Here is a 22,433-nt window from a genome sequence, read left to right as displayed (position 1 = left end):
CGAGGAGTCGCCGTCATGTCCGTTCTCGCGCAGATCAGCACCGTGGTCATCGATTGTGGCGACCCGGTTCGGCTCGCCGAGTTCTACAGCAAGGTCACCGGCTGGGAGATCACCGACAGCGGCGAGGACTACGCCGCCCTGGCCGGCGGGGCGCAGCCCGGTCTGGCGTTCGTACGCATCGAGGGGTATCAGGCCCCGGGCTGGCCCGACGATGCCCAGCACGCCCACCTCGACTTCACGGTCGCCGACCTGGAGGAGGCGGCCGGCCGGATCCTCGCCCTCGGAGCATCGAGGCCCGATTTCCAGCCCGGCAAGGACCAGTGGGTCGTCCTCACGGACCCCGAGGGACACCCGTTCCGCCTCACGACCAACGCCTGAAAGGAGGAGGGCACATGGCCCACCTCAAGAAGGAATTCCTGATCGACAACTCCCCGGAGAACGTCTGGGAGGCCCTGCGCGACGTCGGAGCCGTGCACCGGCGCCTGGTGCCGGGCTTCGTCACGGACACCCGCATGGAGGCGGACACCAGGATCGTGACCTTCGCGAACGGTGTCGTCGTCCACACTGATTCCGAGCCGTGCGGCGATCTCCGCTGGCGCGGGCACCTTCGCATCGGTGCGGCTCTCCCATCCACCATTCCGCCCAACGGCCTTCATGGCAGCCCGGAACGGCGACCCGTCAGGCTGCTCGCCTGCTGCGGACCGAACCATTCGGACCCGTTGCCGTGGCTCCGCAACGTACGTCCCCGACCCGGCTCGCCCCATCGCCGCCCGCGAGCCGTGCGCCGGCGCTGCTACTCCTCGTCGCTGCGCTCCAGCACCAAGCCAACGGACCCGTCCTCCAGTCCGTTGCTGTCTTCGAGGTGGAGGTGTGCCCCATCGGGAACACCTTCACCAGCCAGCACCAGCAGATGCCCAGCCAGTGTGCTGAGGCCGGCAGCATTCGCCTCGATGACCACCTCTCGCCCGAGGTTCCGCACCTCGATCCGCGCGTCCGCGTCCCACGTGAAGACCAGTCCGGCGCCCTCCACCACGGCACTGACGTGGGTGGACTCCGTCGGGGCGGGCACGGATAGGGCACAGTCCCGGGCTTGGGTCATGCCGCTGCCTCTGGCTTCCGCCCACGGAGCCTCGCACGCGCAACCAACATGCCGGCAACGAAGGCCGCGATCACCAGGGCGAGGATCGCCAAGCCACGCATGAAGACATTTTGATCGGTGATCGCCCAGATAGCGGCCTTGATCGTCATCGCAACTGTCCACACGAGGATCAGCACGCCCCAGAGCCAGCGTCGTTTGTCATTCATCAGTCCCTCCCCGCTGAGACCTTAAGGCCGGGGTGGAGCTGCCACGGGCTTGGCGGCCTTGCCCACCACTCACCCCGAACTCCCATCCCGTCTGCCGTCGACCCACACGTACGTGGAGCGGGCGCGGTGCCGGGCGTCCAGGTGGAGCGCGCCACTGTACGAACGACCTGGACGCCCGGTGCCGTGGCTGCTGGGCTTGTCCTGGGTCGATGGCAGACGGGATGGGAGTTCCCCGCTTCAGCCCTCTACGGCCGGCACCCGTGCACGGAGCCCCCGCCATCCCGGAGCCTGAGCGCCCCCGCCGGAGGCATCGCCCTGGCGCGCACTTCGCGCACTCACCCTGATCCCCGTGGCTCACCGCCCATCAACCCGAGCCGTCAGGCGTGCGGCCGGGCCGGAGCGGGGCGCAGACAGGAGCGGCGGCCCGGACGACGGGCCGCACGCGCCGCGCCGTGTGCGGCGGGTGCCTTGATGAAGTAAAGAAACTCTTACCGCGCCGTCGTGCCGGGCATCTCGGCCCGTCTGCCCGTCACCAGCCGATTTGTGCTTCGCCCAGGACCTCGCTACCTATGTGTGCTGCGAGTTTCTGGGCCCGGGGTAGGTCACCGAACTTGCCCACGTGGACGAAGACGGTGTGATGTTCGGTCCACTGGTCCCATTGAGCGTCCTGTCCGTGGAACACGACTTGGACCCCGTCGTACTTCGCCGACCCATAAAGATCCGACTCTGGGTCATCCGGCCACATGCCGTGCCAGGCGACGGCGGCCATGCCCTGCCCGAGCGCCCCTACGAAGCACTCCTCTACGCTCCCTCTCGGGGCGTCCTCCAAGAGGGACAGCGGGAGGTGCTGCTCCAGTACCTCATCGTCCGCCTCAGCAACGTCGAGGTTGAACCAGACGAACTCCCCCGCCGCATCGGTGCGCGTATCGACATAGTCGAAGTTCGCCTTGGGCAGGACCGCCGCCATGCGCCGAACATCCGCGACCGTATGCAGTTCGGCGAAGAGCCCGACCTCGTCATCGCGTTCCGCCAGGAGCGCGCACAGGCGCTTAGCCTGTGTGTACGCCGCTGCCGCGTCGGTGCTCTGGAGGACGGCATACGCCTTGGAATTGCCCATGACCGAACCGTCACATGGCTTCGTGCGCCTTCGCCACCGCATTACCGGGCTTAGGTGAGGTGCCTGCCGTCATGGCTCCGGACGTGCGGCCCGTTCCCATCCAGTGCATCGAGCAGGCGGACTGCGTAGACCTCGGCCATCCTCTCGGAGACCTCTTCGGGCGTGAGCCAGTCGACGGCGGTCGACTCGTCACTGGTGCGCTCGCTGCCGCCTGATGGCTTGCAGCGGAAGACCAGGGCGGCGATGCCTCGGGTCGTCTTCTTGTAGACACCGGTGAGCTCGTCTTCCTCGACGTGGATGCCCGTCTCCTCGAAGACCTCGCGGACTACGCCGGCTTCTGGTGCCTCGGTCAGCTCGAGGACACCGCCCAGGAGCTCCCAAGTGCCGTTTTCCGCTCGGCGGATCGCCAGAAGGCGGCCGTCCTCGCGCACGACTGCCCCGGCCACACGACCTTCAGGGCACAAGCGCTCGACGCAGTCAGGCGCGACGCTCAAAGACACGATGGTGCGGGCCGGCCAGTCCTCCGAGAAGGCCGCGATGATCTACCAGCACTCGAACCTCGATCGGCAGCGCGAGGTGGCGGCCGGAATCCATGATCGCGTCCAAGCCCTGCGCACCACCGCATCTGGCACGGATCTGGCACGGGACCAATAGAAAGGTCTCGACAAAACAAAAGCCCCAGGTCGCTGACCTGGGGCTTCGTGGAAGAGCGGATGACGGGAATCGAACCCGCGCTATAAGCTTGGGAATCACCGCTGCTTTGGCCGTCCATACGGCCTCTGACCTGCGGACTAGCCCCTTCGTCGGGCCTGCCGGGAGGCTCTGCTCGCACCCGTGGTGACCGCTGTTCACCGCCCTGAAGGGCACGGATGGGGCACGCACCGCGCACCGGCCCCTGGGGGAGTCCGCGGTCATCCGAGCGGGACCGCTGACCACGGGCCGTCACGAACCCGGCGCTCGATAGAGGCCCGAAGGATCCGCGAGGCGAGGCGAGGCTCGGCGGGCCGGTGCGGCTGGACGGGTGTAGTTCGGCACCTGCTTCCGGCGCTGTGCGCCGGGAGCGCCGCGGCGCCGGATTACATGAGCCTGCGCCTCGGCGCGGGGCGTGCCGGTGCCCTTCGCGGTCCCGGACCCGACGACTGGAAGAGCACCATGGCAGAGCGCCACCCTCGCAACCGCACCGGCCGCGGCCCGCTACGTCGCGGTCTCGCCGCCGCCGTGCTCGCGGTCGGCATGCTGACGGCTTCAACGACACCCGGATACGGCACCGGCGAAGCCGCGCCGGTGCCCGGCCCCCAGTTCACGCCGTTGACGGCGGCCGTGTTGACCGAACCGGCACCGTTCGACGCCACGGACGGCAAGACACACCTCTCGTACGAATTGCTCACCACGAACGCGCTGCCCAGCAGCGCACGGGTGCGGCTGGACCGTGTCGAGGTCCGGGACGCCCGCACACACCGGGTGGTGGGCTCGCTGAGCGGGCAGGCGCTGGCCGATGCCGCCAATCCGGTGGGCGACCCCCTGCCCGGTGCGGACGGGTACACGCCGGCGCCGCCGGGGCCGACGCCGACCGTGATCCCGGGCTCCCAGCAGTGGGTCGTCTGGATCGACCTGGCCCTCGACCGCGGCGAGCGCGTGCCCAAGGTCCTTGAGCACCACCTCTCTGGCGCCGTCCTCACCGCCTCGGGCTCCTCCCCGTTCGAGGAGACGGTCCAGGCCACCCCGACCGACCGCACCACGCCGCTGAACCTGGACGCGCCGGTCCGCCCCGGCACCTGGTACTCCAGCGAGTCGTGCTGCGGCAACACCCACCACCGCCGCGGCCTCGGCCCGATCAACGGCCGCTTCTACGTGCCGCAGCGCTTCGCGATCGACTGGTACAAGGTCGGCGAGCGGGGACAGACCTGGGAAGGCGACCCCGCGCGGCTCACCAGCTACCTGAGCTACCGGCAGCCGGTCGTCGCCGCGGCCGGCGGCAGAGTGGTGGAGGTCCAGGACGGGATCCCGGACAACGCGCCGCCCGTCACCCCACCGGTCCCGCCGATCGAGGAGACGGTCGGCAACCACGTCACCCTGGAGGTCGCGCCGGGCCGCTACCTGCTCTACGCCCACCTGAAGCCCGGCTCGCTCACGGTCCGGGAAGGCGACCGCGTCGAACCCGGCCGGGTTCTCGGGCTGATCGGCAACAGCGGCAACTCGACCACGCCGCACCTGCACTTCCAGGTGATGACCACGGCCGAGTTCTTCCCGACCGACAGCCCGCCGTTCACCTTCCGGAAGTTCCGCGTCGTCGGACAGGTCGAACCCCGCATCTGGGACGACAACCTGGGCCTGCAGCCCACCGGCGTCCTGCCGATCACGCCCTCGCCGTACGACGGCCCCCACCGCGCGCGGTATCCGCTCGACCGCGAGGTGCTGGAGTTCTGACCGGCTTCCGGTCGCGCCGACGGTCAAGGCAACGACGAAGCCCCAGGTCGCTGACCTGGGGCTTCGTTCAAGAGCGGATGACGGGAATCGAACCCGCGCTATAAGCTTGGGAATCACCGACGCCTCGGCCGCCAGTATGGCCTCTGACCTGCGGGCAAGCATCTTCGCAGGGTGTTCCGAGGGGTTCCGCCCGCACCCCTGGTGACCGCTGTTCACCGCCGTGAAGGGCACGGATGGGGCACGCGACGGGTCTCCGGTCGAAGTCCATGGTCCATAGAGGTCTCCAGTCGGCAGGGTGCCCGGGGAGACGCTCCCCCTCGCAGCCGCTCCCACTCGGGGCGCGGTCGCGGCGATTGCGGAGGACAGCGGTCGCATCATGGGCGTCCGCCTGCCCCGTTCGGGTGGAATCTTTCCCCCTTGTCGGGGATCAGTGCTGGTCACATGGGGTGAAAGGGTCGCGTGGCTCGTTCCCCGTCCCCGGGCGGGAGGCGTTGATGGGGACGTGAGTACTTCAAGCGCCGCACCGATACTGTCCGCCGCTCTCGCCACCCCCGCTCCTCCCGTCGTGCACGACTCGGGCGCGGACACCGCGCCCGGTGTCATAGTCGTCGACTTCTGCACCACCCTCGGCACCACCCTGGTCCTCCGCCTCGCCGGAGAGATCGACCACTTCAGCGCCGCCCCGCTGCGGGCACTGCTGGCCTCGGCGGCCGACGACGGCTGCACCGGGCTCGTCCTGGACACCTCCCGGGTCACCTTCTGCGACTCCGGCTTCTTGGCCGTCCTCGACTGGTGGCCCCAGCAGGGACGCCGTCTCAGACTCGCGAACCCCTCCCGGGCCGTTCAGCACCTTCTGAACGCCGTTGCACCAGCACGACGGCAGTGGGCCCATGCAGGCTCCCTGACGACGGCAGGCAGGTCATGACGTTCCTGCTCCTGACCTGCGTTCCGATGCTCGCAGCGGTTCTCCTCGCACACGGGGAACCGCGCGAACCAGGGCACCGCCGTCCCGCCCCGCCTCCGCGACCCGCACCTCGCAGGACTCTGATCCACTGCCGCCTGGCGCCCCCGCTCCTCTGCGTCATGCAGTAGACGACGGAAGGGGTCGGGGCCCGCGACAGCGCGCGGGCCCCGACGGCGGATCTCCGGGCCGACGCTGACTGGCGTCGCGAGGGACGACGGGCGCCGACGCACCTGCCGGTGCCACGTTTGAGACGCCGGGTGCGCGGGCCTGGCGGCGGTCGTCACAACGGCCCCGGCGCATTCACTCCGTCGGGGCCGCCCTTCCGGATCGTCACACGTGAGCGTGCTCGATCCGTGTTCAATCGTACGACTTCTCGGCCGGGCGGGCCGGGCGAGAGCGGGACGTCGGGGTGGTCCGGCTCAGCCGCGCTCTTGTTCTTCGGCCTCCATGCGGAGGATTCCCTGGTGGGTGAGGGAGACCATCGCGGGTGTGTTGCCCGGTTCCCAGTCGACGCTGATCAGGCCCTCGCCGGTGAGGTAGGTGCAGGCGGCGGCCAGGTCTTCCTCCGGGATGCGCAGGTCGTTGCGCAGCTTCCGTCCCGTGATGCCGAGGAGGCGGTTGCCTTCGGTGGCTTCGTAGAGGGCGGTCAGGACCCGCTCGCGGTACCCCTGTCGTTCGCGGAGTGTGGCCATGACCGAGTCCTTTCGTCGTGTGAAGGTCCGATTCCGCTCAGACTTCGTCGACGTGGGTGCCGGTGAGAGGGGACGATCCGCTGGTGGTGAGCCAGGAGCGGGCGGGCTCTGCGGCGGTTTCGGTGTCGACGGTGAGGTGGAGCCGGGTGCCGCCGTCGAGGACGGGGTAGCTGCGCTGTTCCGTCCCGGCGAACGAGCGGCGGATCACCTCGGCGACCGCGCGGGCGGCTTCGGGGGTGCCGGCGACGATGCGGATCTCGGCCTGTCCGGCCGAGGGCAGGGCCGCGGTGTCGGTGCGGTACAAGAGGCGGGTCCCTTCACGGATGAGCGAGAGGCCGGCGGGTGGGTTGTCCCGGATGTCGGGTGCCCCACCCGCGGCCTTCGGGCGGAGGAGTGGTCTCTGGAGCGGTCAGGGCCAGGTGCCCATGGCCCTGCGGCGGGCTGCTTGCTCTGTCGGCGTGCGGGGGCTGTGACCGGGCGGTCGGAAGATGGCCGGGAAGGGGTCACTGTAGTGGCGGGCGGCGATGCGCGCGTCGTGCTGGGCGTTGAGCCGGTGGACAAGGCGCGCGCCGAGCGTGATCAGCACGGCGACTGCCGCGAGTGCGATCAGGGTCTCCATGTCGTCACCACCGCATGTTCTTCGGCAGCGGAATCATCCGCGCGCCGACGACCGGGTGCCGGAGGGGCGGCAGGGCGGCTCCTCCGTCCGTCTCCCAGGCGTCCTCGCTGCTGCGGGCGACGCGCATGCGGCGGCCGGTCGCGGCTTCGTCGGACATCAGGACACCGGCGGTGAGGACGCTGCCGGGGACGGCGGCGGCCGCCATGAGCCGGGTGGCCGCGGCGGGTTCGGTCTCGGGCGGTATCACCAGCAGGTCGACGCGGCCGACGGTGTAGGAGAGCAGGATCATCTTGTCGGGATCCTGTTCGGTGAACCAGCCGACGTGCACGGTGTGCCCGGCGACGGCGACCTTGTGCGGGACGACGGGCCAGCGGGTGGGGTTCACCGTGGCCCGTGTGATGCGTCCGAAGCGCTCTTCCAGCGCGTCGACCAGGGGCGGAAGCTCAGCGGCGAGGTCACGCGAGCGAGGCCACCAGGCGCCGTCCAGGAGACCGGCGAGTGTGGTCTTCGGCGTCAGCGAAAGGCGCGCCGAATGCGAGGGTGCGAGGGTGGTGGTCATGATCGCGGACCCGTCTCCGGGCCGCCCTGCAGGGCGGCCCAGTGTCTTGATCGCCGGAAACGACGTCCGCGTGGGAGCGGGTGTTCGAGTTGCTCCCGGTACCTTCAGCCTACTCCGCGCCGGGGGCGGACGAGTGGTGTCCGTACAGCCGATTTCCCGGGCCGGGAGCATCCGCCCGGTCGGCGTCGGTGACCTCACCTCGGGGCACGTCCCTCCGTCACCCGCGCCACTCGACCAGGAGGAGCGTGGCGTCGTCCGAAGTGGCCTCGCCACGTGCCCGCTTGAGGGTGTGGGACAGGTTCCGCGCCACCGCGTGCACCTCCCGGTCCGCCCTGTCCAGCTGGTTCACCCAGTTGATCAGCTGGTCCTCGCCGAACTCCTCCTGCCCGCTCTCGTGTTCCTCGATCAGGCCGTCGGTGAAGCAGAGGATCCGGTCCCCGGGTTCGAGCACCACCTCGCTGACCTGCGGCTGGTCTCCACCGAAGCCGACGGGGAGGGTGGTGGGGCTGTTCAGGCGGCGTACGACGCGGTGGTCGCGGATCAGCATGGGGGCGGGGTGACCGGCGTTGACCCACTGGAGGCGGCCGGTGTCGGTGTCGAGCCGCAGCATCTGGGCGGTGACGAAGTGGTCGGGGGCGAACTGCTCGGCGACGGCCCGGTCCATGAAGAGGTAGATCTCGGACAGTTCGACGCTGGTGCGGCGGGCGTGCCGGTAGGCGCCGATGGCGACGGTCGCCATGGTCGCCGCGTCCAGGCCGTGGCCCATGGCGTCGATCATGGCGAGGTGGAGGACGTCGCCGTTCAGGGCGTAGTCGAAGCTGTCTCCGGCCACGTCGTAGGCGGGTTCCAGGACTCCGGCGACGGCGACGCGGGGCATCGTCATGGCGAGCGGTGGCAGGAGCGACCACTGGATCTCGGCGGCGACGCTCATCGATTCGCCGCGGCGGGTGCGGAAGAAGAGGTCGGTGTAGCCGTTCTTGGTCCGGATGATGTCGGAGCCCAGGGCGGCGAGCCTGCGCAGGAGGCGGCGGGTGTCATTGTCGACCGCGTCGAGGGTGACGGCCAGGAGGCCGGCCTGGTCGCCGCCGTCGAGCAGCGGGACGTGGACCCGCACCCCCTCGACCACCGGCACCTCGACCAGACGCGAGGTGAGGAAGCAGCGACCGGCCGCCGAACCGTCGATGGGCACGGGATCGCCGTCCTCCAGTCCGTCCCCGGCCAGGGGGACCAGATTCCGCTGGCCGTAGTCCTGGAGCAGGATCTGCGGATCCCGGCCGCCGATCCGGGCGAGGACGTCGGCGAGGGCCGGCCCCACGCGGTCGGGCGGCAGTGCGTGGGCGTGGTCCAGGAGCCCGCCCAGCAGCATCTCCCCGAAGCTCTCCGAGCGGTCGGGATCCCCGTCCTCGTACCGTCCGACGGTCATCCGGGGCCTCCAGGCGGGCGGCGGGGCGACACTGTGGACCGGTGCCGACGGGCCGGTCCGACGGCATCGCGGTGCGGCTTCCAGGATGCTTCGCAGTGGCCGGGGCCGCCACGCGCATCCGCCCACTCCGGCTACCCGGTCAGGGTCCCTCGGCGTGGGGCCCGGTGCCCCGCTGGGGACGGCCGGTGGTCAGCCAGGCCCGGCCCGGCGGTGCGGGTGGTGTCGACGGTGAGGCGGAGGCGGGTGCCCTTGCCCGGGGCGGGTCAGCCGCACCGCTGACCGTCGGCGAGACGGTGGCGCAGGGTGTCGGCCACTCTGCGGGCGGCGTCCGTCGAGGCGGAGACGATCCGGACTTCGGCGTCCCCGGCGGCGACGGGGCTCCGGCGTCCGGCTCGTTGCGGTCCAGGACGTCGCCGTCCTTCCCCCCCCCCCCCCCCCCCCCCCGGGCCTGCCCGGGCGACCGAAGTGAGGCGGGTACGCCCCCATACGTCCACGGCACGTCCGGAGCCCGGGAGCCGATCGGTTCCCCGACGGAGAGCTGCGCGTCCGCGCGTCCTCCCGGAGTACGGTGAAAGTGCGGGGCCGTCGCCCCGCCCGCCGGCCCGGCGTCCACTGTGGCACCGACCCGGCGGAAGCGGCACCACCCGTGGACGGGCGGACCACCATGACCGACGCGAACGTTTCCCCCCACCACGTCCCGGCGCCCCCGCGCCTCCTGCCGGACGAGATCCACCGGTCGGTCGGGCCGGGCACCGCGCTGCTCCGGATGGAGACGACCGGGTCCCGGCAGAGCCTTCTGGACGGCGCGTGGTGGCCGCGCTCACGTGACGTCGAGCGGGAGCTCCCGTCGCTGCTCACCGCCCTGACCGAACACCTCGGACCCGTCACCCGGGTCGGCCTGGACGCCTCCGCCTGGAACGCCATCCCGACCCGCCTGGTGGTCGACGGCCGGGTCGTGCACCTCGACTCCTTCCCCGTCGGCGACGACACCGTCCTGGTCACCCGCGGCGAGAACGACCACTTCTCCCTGATGGTCGTCCCGCCGGACACACCACCGGAGGCCGCCCGCGAGGCCATGGCCCGCGCCGTCGACGCCGACAACGCCACGCAGGCCGCCGAGATCCTCCTCGCCGAGCCGCCCGGGTCGGCGGGCCCGCCGCGGGAGTCGGCCTGATCAGAGGGTAAGACTCAGACGAAGCCGGAGGCGCCGCGGTCCGTCGCGAGGGGGAACAGACGCAGAGTGCCCGTGATCTCGAACAGGCGCCGGATCCGGAAGGGAAGCGGCCCGACGAGGACGAGCCCGGCGGGTCCGCGATGCGCCTCGACCAGTGCGTGGAGGAAGGTGGGGTCCCCGAAGCCCACCTGAGAGACATCGAGCAGGATTCGCTCGGCGTCGTCCCGGCGGGCATCGCCGAGTGCCTCGCGCAGGCAAGCGACGGTGTCGGCGTCGAACTCGCCCGCCGCACGGAGAAACCACGTCGCGGATGCCTCGTTGCCCACACGCTCGACGCGTGCGTATCCGTTCGCCGCTCGGTAGACGCGCCACGCGGAGTGAAGGGCGACACGCGGCGCCTCGCCGCTCGGGATCCGTGGGTTGTTCGCTTCCATCACAATCAGACCCCCCTCACCGGTGTGGGTTGTCTGGAGGATCCTTCGGCCGTTTTTCCAGTGTGCATCCCCGCGTCATCGTCTGTCAGCGGGGTAGGTCGATCCGGGCATGGACGGTCTTGCCGCTCCCGTGGCACATCACGGTCAGCTCGCTGGTCAGACGGGCGATGATGCCCCAGCCGTATCCGCCGTCCCCGTCAGAGCTGGGGCTCCTGGGATGCGGTGGTTCGCGGCTTTGATCGCTCACGTCTATGTCCATGGCGTCCGGTCGCAGGGTGAGGTCCACGGAGCATCCGCCTCCGGCATGACGGACGGCGTTGGTCACCAGTTCGCTGACCACCAGCATCGCGTCGGCCTCGGTCACCTCACCGACCGCCTTGCCCGCCAGGAGGGCATCGGCCACGAGGCCGTGCATCTCGCGGCGTGCCTCGGCGGCGGCCCACGGGCCACGGATGGTGCGGTGCCGTCGAATCGAGGCCGCCATGTCGGTCCTCTCTGCGAGGGAGTGCGCCGGCTCTTACGGGGCCGTCTGCCCACATGTGGGCCGCCGATGCGCAGCCCAGCCGGGAAACGGCGGTTCCCGGACGGCTCTCCGGGGACCACACGAAGGCCGGACGCTCGGAGGAGACCGGGAGCGGCGGTCGGCCATCAGCGGTCAGCTCGCGGACCACGGGCCGGTTCGGCCTGCTCAGGGTGCTGGTCGTGGCGGATGTCGTACGGTCCTGGTGCGCTCGTGGGGACGTCGGGTGGCGCGCCGTGAGACGTCGTGCGAACCGGCGCGCGGCTTCTGACGGAGGGCATGAGCCGCCGGCAGGCCAGCCCGTCCAATGTTCCGCGGCCGAAGGCCCTCTGACCATGAAACGCGTCTCCACGCCGAGACGGCTGCGGGAGGGGGCGCCCCGTATGCGGACCGTTCGCCCCCTGCCCCGGGCCGAGAGCCCGCGCGATGCTGGGAAGGAGGAGGACTCGTCGCACGTATTCACCACCGCCGACTGGGGCGTTGAGGTCACCCTGGCCGAGCTGAAGGACATCCAGCTGCCCGAGAGCACGAAGCGCGCCATGGCGCGCCAGGCGAAGACCGAGCGGGAGAAGAGAGTGAAGATCATCATTGACGTTGAAGGTCTTCAGGCGGGCGGCCTTCTGCAGCCGTTCGGAGTGCCGCGGCGGAGAGTCGGTGGAGCAGCCGCTCATGAAGGCGGCGCGCAGGCCGGAGCGACCGCTGTTCAGTCGAAGGCGAGCTCGCGGAACGCGTTGCGGACGTCGGTCAGTGGCTGGCGGTCGCGGGTGTAGTAGAGCTTGTTGGTGAGGAGTACCGCCCACCGCTCCTGGGCGGGGGAGATCCACATGCCGGTGCCGGTGAAGCCGTAGTGGACCCAGACGTCCTGCTCGGCGGTCGTGCCGGAAGCCGGGTGCCAGAACAGGCCGCGTTCCGGCTGGAGGCCGCCGGTCTGCACGGTGAGGGAGTGGGCCCTCCAATCGGCGCCGAAGCCGACGTCGCCTGGGGCCGTGGTGTGGTCGAGCATGTAGCGGAGGAAGACGGCCAGGTCGTCGAGGACGGTGAAGGCGCCGGCGATGCCGCACACCCCGCCGAGGAGCCGGGCGGAGAAGTCGTGGGCGGTGCCCTTGAGGTGGGTGCCGGTGTGCTGGTCGAGTTCGGTGGGGGCGCAACGGGCGGCGATGCCGGCGGGCAGCGGGCCGAAGTGGGTGGTGTTCATGCCCAGGGGGCGCCATGTCCTAGCCTCGGAGAGCTGGTCGAGGGGCTGGCCGGAGAGGTGATCGGCGAGGTAGCCGAGGATGAGGGCAGCCCGGTCGGTGTACTCGACGGCTTGGCCGGGCGGCCGGTTGAGGACTTCGTGCAGGACTCCGCGGCGGATGGCGGCGACGTCGGTGCCGTAGAGGCTCTTCAGCTGGGCCCGGAGGGGGAGGCCGGCGGTGTGGGTCAGGAGCTGCCGCGCGGTCACGGTGCCGAGGGGGTGGCCGGTGACCTCGTCCCAGAAGGTGCCGAGCGGGGCGTCGAGGTCGAGGACGCCGTCCTCCCACAGGGCGCCGATGGACGCCCAGACGGCGAGGATCTTGGTGAGGCTGGCGGCGTCGAAGACGGTGTCCGGCCGCATCCTCACGTTCGGCTCGTCGGGGTCGAGGACGCCGGTGGTGCCCGTCGCCCGGACGCCGGCGGAGTCGCCTACGGCCCACACCGCGCCCGGGTAGACCTTGTCGCGGACGCCTTCGTTCAGCAGGTTCTCGATGCGCTCGGTGCGGTACGGCATGGTCTCCCTCTTCGTGTGGGCATCCCAGCGGCCAGCGTAGTGACGTGGGCCGGTCGGGCTGGGCAACGGCGTGCCGCTGGTCGCGGGGGCGTTGCCCGCCCCGGCTGGTTCTCAGGTGAGCTGTCGGCCGAGGCCGGCCAGTTCTCGGGCGGTCTTCGACAGGGGGTACCGGGCGGCGTTGGCGTACCCGGCCTGCCGGAGGGCGGGGAGGAGACCGGGTTCGGTTCGCAGGCGGTCGAGATCCCGGGCGAGGGCGGTGGGCTGGGTGAAGTCGGTGGCCATGCCGGCGTGGGCGAGGGCTTCGCTGAGGCCGGGGACGGGCTGGTAGAGGACGGGGAGGCCGCAGGCTTGGGCTTCCAGGGCGACCAGGCCCATGGCCTCCAGGGTCGTGGAGGGCATGACGAGCACGTCGTGCTCGGCGAAGGTCTTCCACAGCTGGGGACGGCGTAGCCAGCCGAGATAGTTGGCCCTTACCCCGGCCCGTTGCAGCCGTGGGGCCAGGGCATGGAACTGGGCGCTGGGGGCGGCGATCGACAGCTCGACGCCCTGGAGCGGGGCCACGCTCCGGATCAGGGCCTCGACGCCCTTCTCTGAGGTCAGCCGGCCCGCGTACAGCAGCCGCAGGTGGCTCCTCGGCGGATGGGTGGTGCGGAAGGGCGGGCGGCTGAGGAGCCGGTCGGGGATGCCCCAGGGGATGTGGACGATCTTGCGGCGGTCGGTCTGCGGGGCGAGCTTGAGGAGGTGGTCGGCCATGGCCCCGGTGGGGACGACGATGGCGTCGGCAGCCCGGGCGGTCGCCCGCAGGATCTGGAGTTGGTCGCGGTGGGCTTCGGCGAAGATCAGGTCGGTGCCGTGGACCAGGGCGATGCGGGGGTGCGTGGGCAGGGCCCTCATCAGGGCGGGGGTGGCGCCGAAGGCGAGGTGGTGCAGGTGCAGGACGTCGATCTGGGAGGGGTTGATTGCCACCGTCAGGGCTCTGCGCAGGGCGGCGACGTAGTGGCCGAAGGCCGGTCCCTCCAGGCACTTGCCGACCACGCTGAGCAGGTCGAGGCCGGTCGGAGTCCGGGGGCGGAGACCGGTCGGGGCGAGCATGAAGGCCCTCGCGGGGATGAGGGGCTTCTCGCCGGTGTAGAGGTCGAGGAAGAGTTCGACGCTGCCGCCGGGGCTGCCGGCGGGCAGGTCCAGGAAGGTGGCGGCCACCGGCCTCGGGGCAGGGCTGAGGACAGGGCTCACCGGCTGCCTCCGTCGATCTCCTCGTAGAGGCGGGAGATGTCGATGCCCTCGGTGGAGGCGTACTTCGCCAGCTGCTGCTGGTAGCTGGCCGGTGTGCCCTGGGCGGCCAGGAAGACCAGCTTGCCGAACGTCATGCCCGGGTAGACGCGGACGGGCCGCGCGGCCCGGATCTCCAGGGTCCAGCGGATCGCGTGGCCCTGGTGGCCGAGCGGGGCGGAGACGTGGACCCAGATGCCGAGGGCGCCGATGGTGCGGTCGCCGTTGAGCATCTGCGCGTACGCCTCCGATCCGGTCCGCTCGTGGGTGACGCCGAGGTAGAGCAGCCCGGGCTGGAGGACCAGGCCGGTGTTGGGGATTGTCTGCTCGGTGTAGGCGGTGGGGACGGCGGCGTCGAGGTCGCCGGAGCACACGCGGAGGGTGTCGCCGAGGCGCCAGTCGTAGGCGTTCGGGGAGACGCGGGCGGGGTCGTACGGGTCGATGGTGATCTCGCCGGCGTGGACGGCGGCGATGATCGCGGGGCCGGTGAGGATCACGGGGCGACCGCCTCGACGCGGGCGGCGTCCCGCCAGTAGCGGGAGGGCTGGGGGCCGTCGGCGGCCTGGTACTTGCCCGCGTACAGGTCGACGTCGCCGGTGGAGACGAAGAACATGATCTGCCCGATCTTCATGCCCGCGTACACGCGCAGGGGCCGGATCGGGGAGAGCATCAGGGTCCACTGGCCGTGGAAGCCGATGTCGCCGATGGGGGCGGTGATCTCGACGAACAGCCCGAGTCGGCCGACGGAGGAGCGGCCGAATAGCAGCGGGACGAAGGTGTCGGAGCCGACCTGTTCGAGGGTGTGGCCGAGGTAGAGCTCGCCGGGCTGGAGGACGTACCCGTCCTCGCCGATCTCGACCGTGGCGGTCGGGTTGGGCTGGTGGGCGTCGATGACGGCGGTCGTGTAGGTCAGCAGGGTGGGGCCGAGGCGGACGTTGTAGCTGTTGGGGTTGACCTGCCCGGGTTCGAACGGGCTGATGGCCAGGCGGCCGTCACGGGCGGCGGCGGTGATCTCGGGGCCGGTGAGGATCATCGGGCACCGTCCTTGTTCGAGGGCGCGGGAAGCGGCGTGGCGATGGTTCCGCGGACGGCCTCGCCGAGGCGGAGGCCGGCTTGGTGGGTGCGTCCGCCGAGGTAGGTGTCGGCGAGGTAGTGGGTGGTCAGGATGGACCGGATGCCCCGAGGAAGCGGTCGGGGGGTGAAGGCCAGCGGGCCGACGTGCTCGGTCAGGTGTGTCAGCAGGCCGTCTAGGTCCTTCGTGTACCGGTCGGGGAGGAAGGCGTGGACGAGCTGGTTGTCGAACGGCTCGATGGCCAGCAGGTCTCCGAGTGTTAGGACGTCGCCCAGGCGGGTGGAGCGCAGGGCGGTTTCGTTGAGGAGGACAGCGTCGGCGCCGAGGCCGGTGTGCAGCCGGGTGGTGATGTCCTGGAGGAGCCGGTGGCGGTCGAGGACGGTGTCGCGGTAGGGCTCGTGGAGGGTGCCGAGGGGAGTGGCGAGCATCCGGCAGGTGGAGGCGATCTTCTCGTCCAGGGCGGCGAGGCTGTCCGGGACCGTTGTCGGGGCGGGGAAGGCGGTGGTACGGGCGGCCCAACCGGAGCCGACGGGTTCGGCGGCGGCGTATCCGGCGGCCAGCTCACGGCCCTTGACCACAAGGGTGTTGCCGACATGCACCGGGCCGTAGGTATCGCTGTGGCAGTGGCCGGCGAAGACGACGTCCACGAACGGGCAGGCGCGTGCGAGCTTGAGGTCCTCGTCGAAGCCGGAGTGGGACAGCACGATCCACGAGTCCACGTGGTGATGGTGTTCCAGCATCAGCTCACGCAGCGCGGTCACGGGGTCGGTGACGCGGTGTCCGACCCGCTGGCCGGCAGGGATGGTGCGGAACGCGCTCACGCCGATGACCGCGGTGACGGCGACCCGGCGGCCGTGCACCTCGACGACACGGAGACGGTCGAACAGCGGTCGCCCGGTGGCGTCGTCGACAGCGTTGGCGCAGACCGTCATCTCGCGCAGGCCGGGCTCGAAGTAGTGGGGCCAGCCGTGGTTGCCGGGCGCCAGCACGTCGTACAGCGTCGTGAGGATCTCCCGCTCGATGGCGCCCTTGCCCAGCCGGTAGTAACCGGTGCCCTCGAAGAAGTCACCGCAGTCGGCGATGAGCGAGGTCGCCTTGAGATGGTGCAGGTGTGGCAGGAGCCTGTGGGCCTGGTCGAGGGCGGAGTGCAGGTCGGTGGTGGCCACGATCTGGCCGTACGTCCTGCTCATCGCGGTACGTCGGTGAGGTCGGCGCCGAGAGCACGGAGCTTGGCGGGCAGGTCGGCGTGGCCGCGTCGCAGCTGGTCGAGACCGCTGACGGTGGTGACGCCCCGGGCGCCGAGGCCGGCGACCAGGAGGGCGGAGCCGGTGCGGATGTCGGTGGCCTTCACCGTGGCGCCGTTCAGGCGCTGGGGACCGACCAGGCGACACTGCGTGGGTGAGAGTTCTTCGATCACGGCCCCGAGCCTCGCGAGCTGGGGGAGGAGGTTGCCGTGGCGGCCAGGGTTGATGTCGTCGGCGAACAGGTGGGTGCCGGGCAGGGTGAGGGCCAGCGCCATAAGCGCAGGCTCGAAGTCGGCGTCCAGGCCGTCAGGGGATAGGGAGGCGACCGCCCGCAGCGGTCGTCCGCTCACGGCGCGGGCCCGATGGACGGTGATCGCGTCGGGGGCGAGCGAGATGGGGATGCCGGCCCAGTCCAGCAGGTCGGCCAGCGCCTTGAGATCTGATCCGGCGACGCCTTCGATGCGGCCCGCACCGCCGGTGGCGGCGATCGCGCAGGCCAGCGTGCCTGCCTCGATCTTGTCACCGGGAACCGCCCAGGCGACGGTCCCGGCCGGGGCGCCCTGGGGAGGGGCCAGCGTGATCGTGTCGCTGTCGGCATGTGCCGTCCATCCGGCGGATCGTAAGGCGGCGAGTACGCCCGTGGTTTCCGGGGACAGGTTGGGGTTGCCCAGTTCCAGGTGGCTGTCGGTCACGACAGCGCGGCAGATCGCGGCGATACTCGCTCCTCGCGAGCGGAACGGCAGCACCAGGACGACCTTGTCGCGGGCCTGCTCGGCGGCCAGGACGCGATACCCGGAGTCGTCGAGCAGGACTGTGTCGCCGAACGCCTCGTAGACGGTGAAGTGCAGCTCCATCCCGCGGTCACCGATCTGGCAGCCGCCGGGCCAGGGAAGAGCGGCCTGCCCGTAGGCGGCCAGCAGCGGCGCCACCAGGTAGTAGGAGGCCCTGATCCGGGCGGCGTCGCCCAGGTCGGGCGCCTCGGTGGGGTGCTCCTTGGGTGTCACGATCACGGTTCCCGGCTCGGCGGCCGGACGAGCGACGCGGTAGCCGGCCTGCTCCAGCAGGCCGAGCATCCTCTGGACGTCGGCGCTGGCGGGGACGCCGGACAGGCGGACCCCGCGGCCCAGGGACGCCGCGGCGGCCAGCAGCGGCAGGGCCGCGTTCTTCGAGCCGTCCACTCGGACCGTGCCGGTGAGCGGGCGGCCGGGACGGACGGTGACGGCGTCGACGTCTCTCGTACGGGCAAGGGCAAGATCCATCAGAACCTCCTGGTCGCAGGTGGTCGGGGAGGCGGGGTTCCAAGGGGCGGGGCTGGTCGCCCTCCGCCGAGTGGTGTGGGAGCGGTGCGGGGAGGCTCCGGGTCTCCTCGGCGGAGGGCCATTCAGCGGCCGGTGGCCAGGGACGCTGGCACGATGTCCGGCACGGCCACTCGGTGGCCGGTGGCATCGAGGAGCTGGCTCGCCGGGGTACGCAGCACCCAGGCGGGACCGGCCAGGCCAGCGAAGGCAAGGAAGGTCAGGGCGATCCGGCCGCTGTGGTCCGCCCGTACGCGGGGACTGTGGCGGGGAAAGCGGTGACGAGCCCTGCTCACGAGGTCTCGCCCAGAACGTTCTCGTGCTTGTCGAGGAGACGGCTGGTCTGCGCGTACAACCGTTCCAGCTCGGCCGACGTGAGGATGAGGGCCCCCTCGGAGGACGAGCCGTCCTCGAAGTGGATCGTCACGGGCACCGATCCCTGGCGGGCGCGCGGGTCGTAGACCGCGTCACGGCCGGGAAGCAGCGTGGCGTGGGTGGCCTGCGCCGGCACCGGGCGCAGCGTCGTGCCGTCCGCCGGCGCGGACCAGGTGGGTCCGCCGCCGGGCGGGCACAGGTGGTAGGTGGTGGCGGAGCCCTCACCGGGGAGGGTGACCACGACACCGAGCCGGCCCTCGCGGGCCGTGTCGGCGGCGAGGTCGCCGAGCTGGGGGAGGAAAGGAGCCGCCGTTCCTAACTCGGCTCCCTGAGCAGGGAGATGGGGGAGGCTTCGTCCGGTCATGCCCTCGAAATTAGGGACGCCCGAGGCCCCGAATATGAGCCGGAGGAATACGACCCCTATCCGTCCAGGTGAAAGCGGTCGGACATGCGCCGCAACTTCTCGCGCGTAGCTGCCCGTTCGGCGTAGACGATGCTGCGGAGCGTGGAGCGGGCGATGGGATGGTTGCGTACGAGCTGGGGGGCGATCCGCTCGGCGGTCTCCAGTTCGAGGAGGGCCTTGTCCCGGTTGCCGTCCCACAGCCAGGCCCGCGCGATGTCCATGTGGTGGTGCCCCTGACGGGAGTTGGGCAGCGCGCCCACGAGCTCCGGGCTGGTACGGCGGTTGATCTCCAGGGCCTTGCCCTGCTCGCCCATCTCCAGGGCCACGCTGATCGCGTGGATCTGCACGTTCCCGGCGGAGAACGTGAGCGAGTGCCGGTCGTACACCGGCGCTCCGGCGTACGCGTCCATCCGCTCGGCCGCGTCCTTCGCGTACCCGATCCGGTCCTCCGCCTCGGACGCGCGGCCGGCGCGGGCGGCCGAGACCGCCGCACGGAGTTGGAGCGTGCCCCAGGCGCGTACGGCCAGCGGCTCGCCGTGCTCGTACGCCTGCTGCACGGATCCGATCGCCTTGTCCGACAGCGTCAGCGCGTCCGCCCAGTCGGCCGTGGCCCACATGTCCCACACGCGCATCCAGTCCGCGACCGCCGGCAGCACCGGGTCCCCGGACAGCCGGGCCGACCACGCGGCCCGCTCGCAGGCCATCGCGACCAGCTCGGGGTGGCCGAGGGAGTGGGCGGCGGTGTGGGCGAACTTGCAGCACACCGCGTAGATCGCGTACGCCTCCTCCCGCTCGTGCCCCTCCGATACCTCGGCCAGGGCCCGCGCCTCGCGGAACAGGTCCGGCAGGACACGGAGGATCGCCACGTTCGAGGCGGTGTCCCGGAGCCGGTGCAGGCGGGTGACCTCCCGCCACAGCTGGGGCGCCGGCCTCGGCGTCCCCTCGAAGACCGGGGCCAGGTCGTAGCGGCGCAGCTCGCGCAGGATCGAGGAGGCGGCGATCTGCCACTGATTGTCGTCGGGGGAGTTGCTGTACGGCCGCCCGATCAGGTCATTCGGGTGGATGTGCAGCTCGGCGGCGACCTGGTTGAGCAGACCGACCCGGTCCAGCTCGATCAGGCCGCGTTCCATCTTCGACACCCAGCCCTGCGACTTCCCCAGGGCCGTGGCGAGATCGGCCTGCGGCATCCCCAGCCGCAGCCTCGCCCTGCGGACGCGCCGGCCGATCTCCTCGGCTTCCTCCAGCATCAGGACACCTCCCCAACCGCCGGACGTCCGTGGGGGGCGCGCCGGTCTGTCCGTACAGAGTTCGTACCAGCACGGTACCGAGGACGGTGGGCGGGCGTGAGGGAGTTGCCCGCCCGGTGGTCCTGCACGGTCCTTCTTGCCGTGGCCGCCCTGTTCAGAAAATGAACAGGGCGGCTGATCAACGCCGCCGCGGCTGCTGTTGCGGCGGCTGCGGCTGAGTGGCGGCCGGTGTCACCGCTGACAGGTGGGACGGGGTGGTGGGCCGGCGTACGGTGCTGCGGGCCATGGCTGCCTGAGCGAGGGGGCCCGGTGCGTGGCGTTGGCCGAGGCGGTGGATCCGCCAGGTCAGGGCGCGGGCGGGGTTGCGGGCGTCGTCGAGGGTGCGTTGGCCGAGGGCCTGGTCGAGGAGGGTGGTCGGGTTGTGGCCGGCAGTTTCCGCGTCGCCGAGGACGGTGGCAAGGGCGTCCCAGGCGGGGTCCTGGAGGATGCGGTCGGCGTGGTCGGGGGCGGCCTGCTGGAGGTGGCGGGCGTAGCGTTGTTTGGTCTGGATGCCGGGGGTGCGACGGGCGAGGTTGTCCAGGACCGGGGCGGCGACCTGGGCGTATGCGGTCTGGAGGTGGACGAGGGCCTGCTGGGCTGCTGCTTCCTGTTGGGCGTGCTGGTGGGTGCGGTGCCAGTGCTTCGCGAAGACCACGGCGATGAGGGCGGCGTCCAGCAGCATCGCCAGTCCGGCGCTGTCGTGGGTCGCGGCGGGGGTGCGCAGGATCGTCTGGACGCTGCGGTGCAGGACGCGGGCACTGTTGGCGTCGGCGGTGATGCGGGAGCGGGTGGCGCGCTCGAAGAGGGCGGCGGCCCGTTCGAGTTCGCTCCTGGCGGCGGCTGGGGCGGTGAGTGGTAGCAGGTCGAGGGTTCCGCCGAGGGCGACGAGCTGGCCTTGGGCGATGTGGTCGCTGCTGTGGGTGAGGTGGTGGGGGATGCGTTCGGTGGCGGCGGTGGCCTGGTGCCAGGGGTCGGCCGGCCGGGCGGTGGCCGGTTCGGGTGTGGTGTTGGTGAGGTGGTGGCGGATCTTGGGCAGGGAGAGGTCGCCGGCGAGGGTGGAGCCGGAGAACCAGACCGGTTCGCCGTGCTTGTTGAGGTCGCCGGGCAGGGCGACGCTGTAACCGAGGGTGTCGCCGGACGGTCCGGTCTTGGGCCGCACGGTCACGCCGGTCGCGTCCAGCAGGGCGAAGAACTCGGTCTCGGTGGAGGCGGCTGCCACGGCGCGGCGGACGCGCGTGCGCAGGATTTCGCGGGTGGTGGTGTCCTGGCCCTGGCGCTTGGCCTTGAAGTGTTCCTTGCTGGTGGGGCGTTTGGCGGCGGTGCCGTCGCCGGGGTTGAGGCGGCGCAGGCCGAGGTCGATTTCGATCTTGCGGGCTTCGCGCTGGACGGCGCGGATGTCGTGGTCGCGGCGGGGGCGGCGGCCGTCCTGGCGTACGAGGGTGGCGGCGATGTGGATGTGGTCGTCGGCGTGGCGTACCGCGACCCAGCGGCAGGCTTCCTCGTCGCCTTCGGGGGCGATGCCGGCGGCGGCCACGATCCGGCGGGCGATGTCCGCCCACTGGGCGTCGGTCAGGATCGGGTCCTCCGGGGCGGCACGGACCGGGCAGTGCCACACCGTGGTCGTCGGGGCCTTGTCGCCGAGCATCTTCACGGGCTGGTCGAGCTGCGCGGTGAGCTGGTCCTCGACGTCCCTGGAGTTGCGGTGGGGGCTGCGGCCGGGGTCGGGGGCGAAGCCGTTCCAGGACGCCGCCAGGTGCGGGTCGGTGTGCTCGTTGGCGGTGCCCGGACCGTAGAGGTAGCCGATGAGGCGACGGGTGGCGCGGGCGCCCTTGCCGAGGATGATCTTCGGTATCACGTGGTCACCGACCCGAGATCACCTGGGCGACGACCAGGTCCACATCGGCGATCGACGCCTCGACCCGGTCCAGTAGCCTTTGCACGAGGTCCAGCGCGGGCCACGCGCCGTCCTTGTTGAGGTGCCGGGCGAGCTGGTTGAGGTTGCCGCCGATCTTGCCGAGCTGCCCGTTGGTGGCCATCAGTGCCTTGACCATGGCCCGGTAGTCGGCGACCGCGGCGGCGGGGTCGTCGGAGCGGGCGGCGGCGAGCGAGGTCTCGGCGACGTAGCCACCGACCGACATACGGCTGAGGCGGGCGGCTGCCGCGAGGAGGGCGAACTCGTCATCGCTGTAGCGCGGGTGGACGCGCTTCTCACGCAGCGTGGGTTCGCGAAGACGGCGGCGCGGCGCGGACGGCTGTGTGGCTTCTCCCCGAGTCGGCTCCCCCGGGCCGGCCGACACCGGTGCCCCCTCGGCGCCGGACGCCTCCGCCTCCCCCGGGGCGGAGGCCGGGTAAGGACTCCTTACCCGACAACTTGCTGCGCGGTCGAGGCCGGTGGTCGTCTCCTGCTGGGTGGTGGGGAGTTCGTGGTTCGGGTCGTGCATGGGTCGGTTCTCCGCGGGTGCTTGGCTGTGTGCGGTCCCGTGTCCCCGTGCTCGGTTGCACGGGGAC

General features: G+C 71.3%; 25 protein-coding genes and 2 pseudogenes. 5 read left to right on the top strand and 22 right to left on the bottom strand.

The window, feature by feature from the left end; all coding sequences use genetic code 11:
• The first annotated feature begins 15 nt into the window (after positions 1-15).
• The gene (locus tag ABZO31_RS17470) at positions 16-378 is read left to right on the top strand and encodes a VOC family protein (RefSeq protein WP_406862160.1); all 363 of its coding nucleotides are present in this window, start codon (positions 16-18) and stop codon (positions 376-378) included.
• Positions 379-530: 152 nt separating this feature from the next.
• Here ABZO31_RS17470 and ABZO31_RS17465 read toward each other — a convergent pair.
• The 5 genes and pseudogenes from ABZO31_RS17465 to ABZO31_RS17445 form a co-directional block, all read right to left on the bottom strand.
• Positions 531-761: pseudogene (locus ABZO31_RS17465) on the bottom strand (GntR family transcriptional regulator); the annotation flags it as partial.
• Between the two features lie 32 nt (positions 762-793).
• Positions 794-1,069: an Imm32 family immunity protein gene (locus ABZO31_RS17460; protein ID WP_406862159.1), complete on the bottom strand. Its 276-nt coding sequence runs from the start codon at positions 1,067-1,069 to the stop codon at positions 794-796.
• A gap of 26 nt (positions 1,070-1,095) precedes the next feature.
• Entirely contained in the window at positions 1,096-1,305 is a 210-nt protein-coding gene (locus ABZO31_RS17455) for a hypothetical protein (protein ID WP_406862158.1), read from the bottom strand.
• A 529-nt stretch (positions 1,306-1,834) separates the two neighbouring features.
• The gene (locus tag ABZO31_RS17450) at positions 1,835-2,422 is read right to left on the bottom strand and encodes a hypothetical protein (protein ID WP_406862157.1); all 588 of its coding nucleotides are present in this window, start codon (positions 2,420-2,422) and stop codon (positions 1,835-1,837) included.
• Between the two features lie 50 nt (positions 2,423-2,472).
• Positions 2,473-2,886: an NUDIX hydrolase gene (locus ABZO31_RS17445; protein ID WP_406862156.1), complete on the bottom strand. Its 414-nt coding sequence runs from the start codon at positions 2,884-2,886 to the stop codon at positions 2,473-2,475.
• Between ABZO31_RS17445 and ABZO31_RS17440 the strand changes: the two are divergent.
• The 3 genes and pseudogenes from ABZO31_RS17440 to ABZO31_RS17430 all read left to right on the top strand — a co-directional run.
• Positions 2,870-3,076 (top strand): annotated as a pseudogene (locus ABZO31_RS17440) (site-specific integrase); the annotation flags it as partial. The gene ABZO31_RS17445 and the pseudogene ABZO31_RS17440 sit on opposite strands and share 17 nt — an antisense overlap.
• A 498-nt stretch (positions 3,077-3,574) precedes the next feature.
• Positions 3,575-4,849 (top strand): M23 family metallopeptidase, encoded by a 1,275-nt coding sequence (locus ABZO31_RS17435; RefSeq protein WP_406862155.1) that lies wholly within the window; start codon positions 3,575-3,577, stop codon positions 4,847-4,849.
• Positions 4,850-5,351: 502 nt separating this feature from the next.
• Positions 5,352-5,774: an STAS domain-containing protein gene (locus tag ABZO31_RS17430; RefSeq protein ID WP_406862154.1), complete on the top strand. Its 423-nt coding sequence runs from the start codon at positions 5,352-5,354 to the stop codon at positions 5,772-5,774.
• Between the two features lie 458 nt (positions 5,775-6,232).
• On the opposite strand, the gene ABZO31_RS17425 is transcribed toward ABZO31_RS17430, so the two are convergent.
• The 5 genes from ABZO31_RS17425 to ABZO31_RS17405 form a co-directional block, all read right to left on the bottom strand.
• Positions 6,233-6,505 (bottom strand): hypothetical protein, encoded by a 273-nt coding sequence (locus ABZO31_RS17425; protein ID WP_319009453.1) that lies wholly within the window; start codon positions 6,503-6,505, stop codon positions 6,233-6,235.
• Between the two features lie 37 nt (positions 6,506-6,542).
• A complete protein-coding gene (locus ABZO31_RS17420; protein ID WP_382805005.1) occupies positions 6,543-6,809 on the bottom strand; it encodes a hypothetical protein in 267 nt (88 codons plus the stop codon).
• 105 nt (positions 6,810-6,914) lie between these two features.
• Complete coding sequence (locus ABZO31_RS17415) at positions 6,915-7,124, bottom strand: hypothetical protein (RefSeq protein WP_382805002.1); 210 nt, start codon at positions 7,122-7,124, stop codon at positions 6,915-6,917.
• A gap of 4 nt (positions 7,125-7,128) precedes the next feature.
• Complete coding sequence (locus ABZO31_RS17410) at positions 7,129-7,683, bottom strand: DUF5994 family protein (RefSeq protein ID WP_406862153.1); 555 nt, start codon at positions 7,681-7,683, stop codon at positions 7,129-7,131.
• A 217-nt stretch (positions 7,684-7,900) separates the two neighbouring features.
• A complete protein-coding gene (locus ABZO31_RS17405; protein WP_406862152.1) occupies positions 7,901-9,106 on the bottom strand; it encodes a PP2C family protein-serine/threonine phosphatase in 1,206 nt (401 codons plus the stop codon).
• A gap of 664 nt (positions 9,107-9,770) precedes the next feature.
• Here ABZO31_RS17405 and ABZO31_RS17400 point away from each other — a divergent pair.
• Positions 9,771-10,280 carry a DUF5994 family protein gene (locus ABZO31_RS17400; protein ID WP_406862151.1) on the top strand — a complete coding sequence of 170 codons (510 nt, stop codon included), beginning with the start codon at positions 9,771-9,773 and terminating at the stop codon, positions 10,278-10,280.
• 14 nt (positions 10,281-10,294) lie between these two features.
• Here ABZO31_RS17400 and ABZO31_RS17395 read toward each other — a convergent pair whose 3' ends face one another.
• The 12 genes from ABZO31_RS17395 to ABZO31_RS17340 all read right to left on the bottom strand — a co-directional run bounded on the left by ABZO31_RS17395 (position 10,295) and on the right by ABZO31_RS17340 (position 22,366).
• On the bottom strand, positions 10,295-10,714 hold the full coding sequence (locus ABZO31_RS17395; RefSeq protein ID WP_370413633.1) for an STAS domain-containing protein: 420 nt from the start codon (positions 10,712-10,714) through the stop codon (positions 10,295-10,297).
• A gap of 85 nt (positions 10,715-10,799) precedes the next feature.
• A complete protein-coding gene (locus ABZO31_RS17390) occupies positions 10,800-11,198 on the bottom strand; it encodes an ATP-binding protein (RefSeq protein WP_128984279.1) in 399 nt (132 codons plus the stop codon).
• A gap of 739 nt (positions 11,199-11,937) precedes the next feature.
• Positions 11,938-12,981 carry a serine hydrolase domain-containing protein gene (locus ABZO31_RS17385; RefSeq protein ID WP_406862150.1) on the bottom strand — a complete coding sequence of 348 codons (1,044 nt, stop codon included), beginning with the start codon at positions 12,979-12,981 and terminating at the stop codon, positions 11,938-11,940.
• A gap of 111 nt (positions 12,982-13,092) precedes the next feature.
• Positions 13,093-14,214 carry a glycosyltransferase family 4 protein gene (locus tag ABZO31_RS17380; protein WP_406862149.1) on the bottom strand — a complete coding sequence of 374 codons (1,122 nt, stop codon included), beginning with the start codon at positions 14,212-14,214 and terminating at the stop codon, positions 13,093-13,095.
• Positions 14,211-14,747, bottom strand: a complete 537-nt coding sequence (locus tag ABZO31_RS17375; RefSeq protein WP_381860400.1) for a dCTP deaminase — start codon at positions 14,745-14,747, stop codon at positions 14,211-14,213. The genes ABZO31_RS17380 and ABZO31_RS17375 overlap by 4 nt, the downstream gene beginning before the upstream one ends.
• Complete coding sequence (gene dcd, locus ABZO31_RS17370; protein ID WP_406862148.1) at positions 14,744-15,283, bottom strand: dCTP deaminase; 540 nt, start codon at positions 15,281-15,283, stop codon at positions 14,744-14,746. The genes ABZO31_RS17375 and dcd overlap by 4 nt, the downstream gene beginning before the upstream one ends.
• The gene (locus tag ABZO31_RS17365) at positions 15,280-16,512 is read right to left on the bottom strand and encodes a metallophosphoesterase (protein WP_406862147.1); all 1,233 of its coding nucleotides are present in this window, start codon (positions 16,510-16,512) and stop codon (positions 15,280-15,282) included. Before ABZO31_RS17365 ends, dcd begins: the two co-directional genes overlap by 4 nt.
• On the bottom strand, positions 16,509-17,825 hold the full coding sequence (locus ABZO31_RS17360) for a UDP-N-acetylglucosamine 1-carboxyvinyltransferase (RefSeq protein ID WP_406862146.1): 1,317 nt from the start codon (positions 17,823-17,825) through the stop codon (positions 16,509-16,511). The genes ABZO31_RS17365 and ABZO31_RS17360 overlap by 4 nt, the downstream gene beginning before the upstream one ends.
• 328 nt (positions 17,826-18,153) lie before the next feature.
• Positions 18,154-18,600, bottom strand: a complete 447-nt coding sequence (locus ABZO31_RS17355; protein WP_376412534.1) for a hypothetical protein — start codon at positions 18,598-18,600, stop codon at positions 18,154-18,156.
• 56 nt (positions 18,601-18,656) lie between these two features.
• Complete coding sequence (locus ABZO31_RS17350) at positions 18,657-19,886, bottom strand: helix-turn-helix domain-containing protein (protein ID WP_376412536.1); 1,230 nt, start codon at positions 19,884-19,886, stop codon at positions 18,657-18,659.
• A gap of 178 nt (positions 19,887-20,064) precedes the next feature.
• Positions 20,065-21,780 (bottom strand): mobilization protein, encoded by a 1,716-nt coding sequence (locus ABZO31_RS17345; protein ID WP_406862145.1) that lies wholly within the window; start codon positions 21,778-21,780, stop codon positions 20,065-20,067.
• A 4-nt stretch (positions 21,781-21,784) separates the two neighbouring features.
• Positions 21,785-22,366 (bottom strand): plasmid mobilization protein, encoded by a 582-nt coding sequence (locus tag ABZO31_RS17340; RefSeq protein ID WP_406862144.1) that lies wholly within the window; start codon positions 22,364-22,366, stop codon positions 21,785-21,787.
• Between the last annotated feature and the right edge of the window lie 67 nt (positions 22,367-22,433).

Origin of the sequence: Streptomyces solicamelliae, assembly GCF_045348655.1 — a bacterium.
Lineage (GTDB): Bacteria > Actinomycetota > Actinomycetes > Streptomycetales > Streptomycetaceae > Streptomyces > Streptomyces solicamelliae.
This window is presented reverse-complemented; position numbering and strand designations above follow the sequence as displayed.

Bases quoted from the DNA above. Each gene is read 5' to 3' on its own strand.
- ABZO31_RS17470 (WP_406862160.1), top strand. From the start codon at position 16: ATGTCCGTTCTCGCGCAGATCAGCACCGTGGTCATCGATTGTGGCGAC.
- ABZO31_RS17455 (WP_406862158.1), bottom strand. From the start codon at position 1,305: ATGAATGACAAACGACGCTGGCTCTGGGGCGTGCTGATCCTCGTGTGG.
- ABZO31_RS17450 (WP_406862157.1), bottom strand. From the start codon at position 2,422: ATGGGCAATTCCAAGGCGTATGCCGTCCTCCAGAGCACCGACGCGGCA.
- ABZO31_RS17435 (WP_406862155.1), top strand. From the start codon at position 3,575: ATGGCAGAGCGCCACCCTCGCAACCGCACCGGCCGCGGCCCGCTACGT.
- ABZO31_RS17425 (WP_319009453.1), bottom strand. From the start codon at position 6,505: ATGGCCACACTCCGCGAACGACAGGGGTACCGCGAGCGGGTCCTGACC.
- ABZO31_RS17415 (WP_382805002.1), bottom strand. From the start codon at position 7,124: ATGGAGACCCTGATCGCACTCGCGGCAGTCGCCGTGCTGATCACGCTC.
- ABZO31_RS17410 (WP_406862153.1), bottom strand. From the start codon at position 7,683: ATGACCACCACCCTCGCACCCTCGCATTCGGCGCGCCTTTCGCTGACG.
- ABZO31_RS17405 (WP_406862152.1), bottom strand. From the start codon at position 9,106: ATGACCGTCGGACGGTACGAGGACGGGGATCCCGACCGCTCGGAGAGC.
- ABZO31_RS17400 (WP_406862151.1), top strand. From the start codon at position 9,771: ATGACCGACGCGAACGTTTCCCCCCACCACGTCCCGGCGCCCCCGCGC.
- ABZO31_RS17395 (WP_370413633.1), bottom strand. From the start codon at position 10,714: ATGGAAGCGAACAACCCACGGATCCCGAGCGGCGAGGCGCCGCGTGTC.
- ABZO31_RS17390 (WP_128984279.1), bottom strand. From the start codon at position 11,198: ATGGCGGCCTCGATTCGACGGCACCGCACCATCCGTGGCCCGTGGGCC.
- ABZO31_RS17385 (WP_406862150.1), bottom strand. From the start codon at position 12,981: ATGCCGTACCGCACCGAGCGCATCGAGAACCTGCTGAACGAAGGCGTC.
- dcd (WP_406862148.1), bottom strand. From the start codon at position 15,283: ATGATCCTCACCGGCCCCGAGATCACCGCCGCCGCCCGTGACGGCCGC.
- ABZO31_RS17365 (WP_406862147.1), bottom strand. From the start codon at position 16,512: ATGAGCAGGACGTACGGCCAGATCGTGGCCACCACCGACCTGCACTCC.
- ABZO31_RS17360 (WP_406862146.1), bottom strand. From the start codon at position 17,825: ATGGATCTTGCCCTTGCCCGTACGAGAGACGTCGACGCCGTCACCGTC.
- ABZO31_RS17355 (WP_376412534.1), bottom strand. From the start codon at position 18,600: ATGACCGGACGAAGCCTCCCCCATCTCCCTGCTCAGGGAGCCGAGTTA.
- ABZO31_RS17350 (WP_376412536.1), bottom strand. From the start codon at position 19,886: ATGCTGGAGGAAGCCGAGGAGATCGGCCGGCGCGTCCGCAGGGCGAGG.
- ABZO31_RS17340 (WP_406862144.1), bottom strand. From the start codon at position 22,366: ATGCACGACCCGAACCACGAACTCCCCACCACCCAGCAGGAGACGACC.